Annotated in this window: 5 protein-coding genes; 3 read left to right on the top strand and 2 right to left on the bottom strand. The window is 62.5% G+C overall.

From position 1 onward, the window contains the following. Nucleotides 1-255 precede the first annotated feature (255 nt). On the top strand, nt 256-1,116 hold the full coding sequence (locus tag ABOA88_RS13190; RefSeq protein ID WP_367851688.1) for a DUF2242 domain-containing protein: 861 nt from the start codon (nt 256-258) through the stop codon (nt 1,114-1,116). 230 nt (nt 1,117-1,346) lie between these two features. Here ABOA88_RS13190 and ABOA88_RS13185 read toward each other — a convergent pair whose 3' ends face one another. Then, entirely contained in the window at nt 1,347-2,387 is a 1,041-nt protein-coding gene (locus ABOA88_RS13185) for an AraC family transcriptional regulator (protein WP_196169955.1), read from the bottom strand. Between the two features lie 4 nt (nt 2,388-2,391). Beyond that, entirely contained in the window at nt 2,392-3,510 is a 1,119-nt protein-coding gene (locus ABOA88_RS13180) for a carbon-nitrogen hydrolase family protein (RefSeq protein WP_196169954.1), read from the bottom strand. 183 nt (nt 3,511-3,693) lie between these two features. On the opposite strand from ABOA88_RS13180, the gene ABOA88_RS13175 reads away from it, so the two are divergent. Together ABOA88_RS13175 and ABOA88_RS13170 are read left to right on the top strand one after the other, a co-directional pair. After that, on the top strand, nt 3,694-5,730 hold the full coding sequence (locus tag ABOA88_RS13175) for an oxidoreductase (protein ID WP_367851687.1): 2,037 nt from the start codon (nt 3,694-3,696) through the stop codon (nt 5,728-5,730). Nucleotides 5,731-5,881: 151 nt separating this feature from the next. After that, nucleotides 5,882-7,108 carry a hypothetical protein gene (locus ABOA88_RS13170; RefSeq protein WP_367851686.1) on the top strand — a complete coding sequence of 409 codons (1,227 nt, stop codon included), beginning with the start codon at nt 5,882-5,884 and terminating at the stop codon, nt 7,106-7,108. The last annotated feature ends 49 nt before the right edge of the window (nt 7,109-7,157 follow it).

The raw sequence follows: 7,157 nt of genomic DNA, 5'->3' as shown, positions 1-7,157 counted from the left end.
AATACCGGCCTGTCACGCCGGGGGTCGCGGGTTCGAGTCCCGTCCGCTGCGCCATCTTCGCCTCGAGGCCCCATGAACACCTCGAAGCAACAAGAAAGCGACCTTATGGTCGCTTTTTTGCTTTCTCGACCCGTCTCATTCAAGTGGGCCAGCTTGTCGGTTATATGAATTTTGCCCAGCCAAGCGTGTAACGCGGTTTCAGTGATGAGCCATGTGTTGCACAATAGGCGCAGTTTGTCCTACCCGGAACCCATGATGTCCAGAACCTCCGTCTTCGGTGCGCTCGGGCTAGCCCTTGTGCTGGCGGGCGTATCCGGTTGCTCCTCGAAGAAGCCCGCCATCTATGAGCACGAGAACTTCGACGACTCGGGCACGTTTTCGCGCAGCTTCCCGGTCAGCGAAGCCGGCTCGTGCGAGGCTGCCCGGCGCGCATTGCTCAGCCAGGGTTACATCATCACCAGCAGCGCTGCCAACCAGATCGCGGGTAACAAGAGCTTCCAGCAGAACGCCGAGAATCACCTGCAGATCAACTTCAACATCACCTGTGTTCCGGACAGCGGTGATGAACAGCGCTCCACCATGTTCGCCAACGCCCTGCAGGACCGTTATGCGCTGAAGAAATCCAACACCTCCGCGAGCCTTGGCGTGGGCGTGCTGGGTTCGGTGTCCATGCCTATCGGTTCGACTGACGACTCCATGGTCAAGGTGGCCAGCGAGACAGTCACTGCACCGCAGTTCTACGAGCGCTACTTCGCCTTGGTCGAAAGTTACCTGCCAAAGCCTAAGAAAGTGAAAAAAGCCGAGCCCAAGGCCGAGGTGCCAAAGCCGGAAAAGCCAGCTGCTGATCTGGGGCTGCCGGAGCAGGCCTCTGCACAGCCTGTGGCCGCGCCGCTTGCGGTAAGCGCACCGGCTTCGACAGCCGAACCCGTACCGGTCCCAGCCCCAGTGGCAGCCCAAGCGCCCGCAGCCTTCACGGCGCCTGCCAGCGAAGTGCCGGCGGCCCCCGTGGTCGATGATAGCCAGGGCTCGCAGCCTGTTGCCCCGCCTGTCGAACCTGCGCCGATCCAGGTGCAGCAGGAGGCTCCTGTGACCGAGGCGGCTCCTGCGCCGCTGTAAAGGCAATCACCTAACTTCCCGAATGTCGGCTACGTTTACCTTTCATAAGTCTGTCATGAAACGTTCATCCGGCCCGCTTAGCGTGGCGGCATGACCCGAACAGATGAATGAGAAGAGGAAGCAAGCCAATGGATGACTATCAGGAAGAGTTGCTCGAATACCAGGCCTACGAGCTGGACCCTATGGAGCCGGCAGACGACGCCACCGAGCTCTAGCATTTCACACAGACTTTAGCCCACCCGCCGCTGATTGCGGCGAAACTCCCCCGGTGTCAGGCCGGTCCAGCGCTTGAATGCGCGCTGGAAGGCCTCCGCCGACGCAAACCCCAAAAGATAAGCGATTTCACCAAAGGCCAGCTCCGTGTCGCGGATGTAGGTTTCGGCGAGGTCGCGGCGTGTGTCATTGAGCAGGTTGCGAAACCGCGTGCCCTCCTCAGCCAGCTTGCGGCGCAGGGTCCAGGTGGGCAGTTGCAGGTGACGCGCCACAGCTTCAAGGTCCGGCTCCTGGCCGCCATTGAGCAGCGGGCCGAGCAGATGAGTGATGCGCTCACCCAGGCTGCGCACGCGGGTGCGTTGGGCCAGTTCCGCTTCGCACAGCTGCAACAGGTGCTGCCAGGTGCTGGGGCAATGCTGGAGGTTGGGCAAGTCCAGGGTGGCGCGGTCCAGGCGTAATTGGTTGCTGGATGCGCCAAACTGCACCGGGGTTGCGCTCAACGCCTGGTATTGGGCCGCATAGCTGGGCGCCTGGAACTCGATCTCCATGCGCTCGGCCTGCACCGAACGGCCTGCCAAGTGCGAGAGTTGGGCCAGCCAGCCGGCCAGCAGTGAGTCGACCACGAAACGGTTATAGGCGTTGTAGGGGCTGATGGAGTAGAAGCGCAGCCAAGCGCCGTGGGCGTCCTCCAGGAAGCTCGACTGACCCCGGTAATTGGCGGCATACAGTGGCTCGAAGTGCAGCAGGACACGCGCGGCCTCGCCCAGGGTCGGGGCCTGGGCTGCCGTGACGCCAGCCAGCCCTGCCTGGGCCAGGCGGCTTAGGCGGCCTATGTGCAGGCCCAGTGCCGGATCGCCGCACAGCTCGATCGCGGCATGACCCAAGTGCATGTAGCGGGGAATCGACAGGCGTGCGCCAGCTTCGGCCAGGCGAGGGCGGTCCAGCCCATAGCGGCGTAGAAGAGGAACCGGGTCATGGCCCAATTGCTGGAGTGCTTCGCCCAGCGGCTGGACGAAGCCCACCGAAAGGTCGCCCAGGCGCACGCGAGGCCGAGTCATGGGATTACAACCAGAGGTTGAGCAGGCGGGCACCCTGGCTGGAGCTGCCGGCCAAATGCGTGCCTGCCTGGTTGGCAAAGCCCTGGCCGTCACTGCCCTGTTCCCAGAACTGGCCACGCAGGAATACGCTCAGGCTTGGCGTGATGCTGTTGGCGCTCAGGGTCAGTTGCTGCCAGGCCATTTGTTCGCTGACTTCGCCACGTTGCAGTGGCAATTCGGCCGTCGCATCCTGGTGGCGGTTGCCGCGCCAGGGCGTGTTCCAGGAGTCCTTGCCGCTGAGGAAAACAGGATTGGCGATCAGATCCACCGACTGCTGCGCCAGTTGGCGGTAGTTTTCCGGATACCAGCTGTCGCTGCCCACCAGCACGCCCAGGCGGCCAGCCGGGGTCTGGATGACATGCAAGGGGAACTTGCGACCGTGATGGACGTAGCGGCGTACTTCGCTGTCCGGATACTGCTGGCGTTGGGGTTGGCCTAGTACCGAACCGTCACCGCCGAACACCAGGCTGCTGTTGAACAGCGGGCCGCTGCCAGGGCGCAGCACGCCATTATCCAGGTAGGGCGCGGGCAGGATGATGGAGCCGGCCACCAGCGTCACGCCGAACTCCTTGGCCAGGCCGCCGAACAGTTGTTGGTAGTCGCTGGCCATCTGTTCGGCCTTCATTCGCAGATGGGCGTCGGAGCGGCGATCGTCACCGGTGGCGGTGAGCATGGCCAGGCCATAGCGCAGCGGGTTGCTCACCTCCAGCCACTGCCAGGCCTCGTGGCGCTGGGTGACCTGGTACAGCTCGTTCTTTTCACCCCGAGCCCAGAGCCAAGTGCCGATGTGTTCCGGCAACACCACCACCGTGCGCGGACCGACCAGTCCTTGGGCGCGAGCCTGTTCAAGGTAGGCTGACAGCTTGCGGTGCAGGCGTTGCAGGTTTTGGTAGTCGCCCGGGTAGAGCACCGGTTCGATACCCAGCAGGTTGCCGTGTTCGCCCGGTACACCGTGGTTGAGCGCCAGTTCGATACGCAAATCGGAAAGGTAGTGGCCTTCCGGGCGCTGCATCGTCCAGAAGCCGTAGCCGCAGAGGGCGGCGATCATCACCAGCGCCAGAGCGCCTGCCAGGAGTTTTCGCATGAAGCGCCAGGGCACCTTCACAGTCTAGGGTGTCCTAGGGTAGACCTGCTGTGCAGGAGGATCAATAAGTTGTCAGTTTCGATCATTGAGCCTGTTCAAACGGCTGTTTAATGTCGATGTCTATAAACGACGGGGCCTGCGAGGCACCCGCGCTCCGTGATCCTGCCACCTGGGAGTTCATCCATGGCCGCCACCCTTTATCCGCACCTGCTGGCCCCGCTCGACTTGGGCTTTACCACCTTGCGCAATCGGACCTTGATGGGCTCGATGCACACAGGTCTTGAGGAGCGCCCTGGTGGTTTCGAGCGCATGGCCGCCTATTTCGCCGAGCGGGCTCGGGGTGGTGTCGGCCTGATGGTCACCGGTGGCATCGCGCCGAACGACGAAGGTGGGGTGTATTCCGGCGCGGCCAAGCTCAGTACCGAGGAGGAGGCCGACAAGCACCGGATCGTCACCGAGGCCGTGCATGCCGCCGGTGGCAAGATCTGCCTGCAGATCCTCCACGCCGGGCGTTACGCCTATAGCCCCCGCCAGGTCGCGCCCAGCGCCATCCAGGCGCCGATCAACCCGTTCAAACCCAAGGAGCTGGACGAGCAGGGCATCGAAAAGCAGATCGCCGACTTTGTCAATTGCGCCACGCTGGCCCAGCGCGCGGGCTACGATGGCGTCGAGATCATGGGGTCGGAAGGCTACTTCATCAACCAATTCCTCGCCGCCCATACCAATCAGCGTACCGACCGTTGGGGCGGCAGCTACGAGAACCGCATGCGCCTGGCCGTGGAAATCGTGCGCCGGGTGCGTGAGGCAGTAGGGACCGACTTCATCATCATCTTCCGCCTGTCGATGCTCGACCTGGTGGAAGGGGGCAGCACCTGGGACGAGATCGTGCAACTGGCCAAGGCCATCGAAAAGGCTGGGGCTACCCTGATCAACACCGGTATTGGCTGGCACGAGGCGCGTATTCCGACCATTGCCACCAAGGTGCCGCGCGCGGCTTTCACCAAAGTGACCGCCAAGTTGCGTGGCGCTGTGAGCATTCCGCTGATCACCACCAACCGTATCAACACGCCGGAAGTGGCCGAAGCCGTGCTGGCTGACGGCGATGCCGATATGGTGTCCATGGCCCGGCCTTTCCTGGCTGACCCGGAGTTCGTCAACAAGGCCGCTGCAGGCCACAGCGAAGAGATCAACACCTGCATCGGTTGCAACCAGGCCTGCCTGGACCACACCTTCGCCGGCAAGCTCACCAGTTGTCTGGTCAACCCTCGTGCCTGCCACGAGACCGAGCTCAACTACCTCCCAGTCACCCAGATCAAGCGCATCGCCGTGGTCGGTGCGGGTCCCGCAGGCCTGGCCGCGGCCACCGTGGCCGCCGAACGCGGCCACCAGGTGACGCTGTTCGACAGTGCCAGTGAGATCGGCGGGCAGTTCAATGTCGCCAAGCGTGTCCCTGGGAAGGAAGAGTTCCATGAAACCCTGCGTTACTTCCGCAACAAGGTGGCGCGCACCGGTGTCGACCTGCGTCTGAATACTCGGGTTGGGGTCGATGAACTGGTGGCGGGCGGTTTTGACGAGATCATTCTCGCCACCGGCATTAGCCCGCGCACGCCGGCGATTCCAGGCATCGAGCATGCCAAGGTGCTGAGCTACCTGGACGTGCTGCTCGAGCGCAAGCCGGTGGGCAAGCGTGTGGCGGTGATCGGTGCGGGGGGGATCGGGTTCGACGTATCCGAGTACCTGGTGCATGAGGGGGTAGCCACCAGCCAGGATCGCGAGGCGTTCTGGAAGGAGTGGGGCATCGATACCCATCTCGAGGCCCGTGGTGGTGTGGCGGGCATCAAGGCCGAGCCGCATGCGCCAGCGCGGCAGGTGTACCTGTTGCAGCGCAAGAAAACCAAGGTCGGTGATGGCCTGGGCAAGACCACAGGCTGGATCCACCGCACGGGCCTGAAGAACAAGCAGGTGCAGATGCTCAACAGCGTGGAGTACCTGGCCATCGACAACGATGGCCTGCATGTGCGTATCGACGAGGGCGAGCCTCAGGTACTGGCAGTGGACAATGTCGTCATCTGCGCAGGTCAGGAGCCGTTGCGTGAGCTGTATGACGGCCTGGTCGCGGCGGGGCAGTCGGTACACCTGGTCGGTGGAGCGGACGTGGCGGCAGAGCTTGATGCCAAGCGGGCAATTAACCAGGGATCGAGGTTGGCTGCTCAGTTGTGATCGACCCATGGTCGCAGGGGGCGCTTTGCGCCCCTCTTCGCTGTACCTGGTGGCTTGGGAAGTTTCCTCAAAACGCTCGGAAACGTCGCCTATAGAGGGATTCAGCACAGCACATAGGCTCTTGGGCTACCCGGACTTATGAGAGCGCTGCATGTTTCCCTCAAAGATGCTCGAAGCATTTACATCCTTGCGTTGGTTCAAGACAAGCGTGCTTTTGGGGGCGCTGGCCGGGCCGTTGTGTGGCCAGGCGGCAGAAACCATCATCAGCGCTCGCTACAACGGCAATGCTTCTGGAGAATTCGAAAACACCACGCCAGCGGCAGCCTACTGCAAGATGTTCCCTGGGCGTTGCGTTGGCTACAAGCTGTTCACGGCCAACTTGCCCATTACCTACGACAAGCAGTCGGTGCATGGCTCCCCGAATCCTCGCCAGCAGTTCTACATAAAGGCACCCGCGCGCCGTACCGTTCGAGTGACCCATGACAAGGGCAGCGACGCCTATGATCTGTTGTTCGAGATCACTCACCTCAGCCAGGGACTGATGAACGACCCGAGATTCCCGGGTGCGGCGAATCCGGTGTTCACGGCCTACCCTCAAGGCGGTTGCAATCATGTGGTGGCAACGGCCAATGGCCGCGCGAGTTACTACCTTTGGGCCGTACGCTCACCGGCAAACCCAACCGGTTGTTATTCAAGCGGTGGGGGGGCGGGCACTGTGGGTGACGTTCACCAGAATCCTGTCGATGCGCTGGGCGTGGGCTACAGACTGGCCATGCCTTCGGCGCTGCGAATGAAGCAAGGTATCTATCGCGGCAGTCTTGACTTCACGATCGGTCCCGGTGGGGATATTGACCCGGGCGAGGGCGTCACCAATCTCAGTTCGCCAGCCCTGCGGATCAATTTCGAACTGGATGTCCAGCACGCGTTTGTCCTGAACTTCCCGGCAGCGAGTGATCGTGCCGTGCTGGAACCTCCAGGGGGCTGGTCGCGGTGGCTCGGGGGTGGCACGCCGCCTTCTCGCCTAGAGCGCAGCCTGCGCTTGAACCTGTGGTCCACCGGCCCGTTCAAGGTCTACAAGATGTGTCAATACGATCAGGGTACGAGCTGTGGCATTCGCAACGGTGCGGGCCACCAGGTGCCGGTAGACTTGGCTCTGACGCTACCCTCGGGCGTGCAGCATGCCAATGCGCCTGTGCAGCGACTGACCATTCCGACCGGCCGCGATGCCGCCTTGGCGTTTGAAATGGCGATGCCCGTGGCAGGCCAGGCGGGACAGTTGCACTTCGATGTCATCTCCCAGCATGTCAAATCCATGCTCGACTATCCCGGCAGTACGTATCTGGGCGATGTGACGGTATTGTTCGATGCCACGCTCTGAGAGAAGGGCCCAGGTGGTGCAAAGGCGGAAAATGGGGTGCACAGCAGCC

Source organism: Pseudomonas sp. PKS, assembly GCF_051913525.1.
Taxonomy (GTDB): Bacteria; Pseudomonadota; Gammaproteobacteria; order Pseudomonadales; family Pseudomonadaceae; genus Aquipseudomonas; species Aquipseudomonas guariconensis_D.
Note: the sequence above shows the minus strand (reverse complement) of the source record. Positions and strands in the feature narration are given on the sequence as shown.

Bases quoted from the DNA above. Each gene is read 5' to 3' on its own strand.
- ABOA88_RS13190 (WP_367851688.1), top strand. From the start codon at position 256: ATGTCCAGAACCTCCGTCTTCGGTGCGCTCGGGCTAGCCCTTGTGCTG.
- ABOA88_RS13185 (WP_196169955.1), bottom strand. From the start codon at position 2,387: ATGACTCGGCCTCGCGTGCGCCTGGGCGACCTTTCGGTGGGCTTCGTC.
- ABOA88_RS13180 (WP_196169954.1), bottom strand. From the start codon at position 3,510: ATGCGAAAACTCCTGGCAGGCGCTCTGGCGCTGGTGATGATCGCCGCC.
- ABOA88_RS13175 (WP_367851687.1), top strand. From the start codon at position 3,694: ATGGCCGCCACCCTTTATCCGCACCTGCTGGCCCCGCTCGACTTGGGC.
- ABOA88_RS13170 (WP_367851686.1), top strand. From the start codon at position 5,882: ATGTTTCCCTCAAAGATGCTCGAAGCATTTACATCCTTGCGTTGGTTC.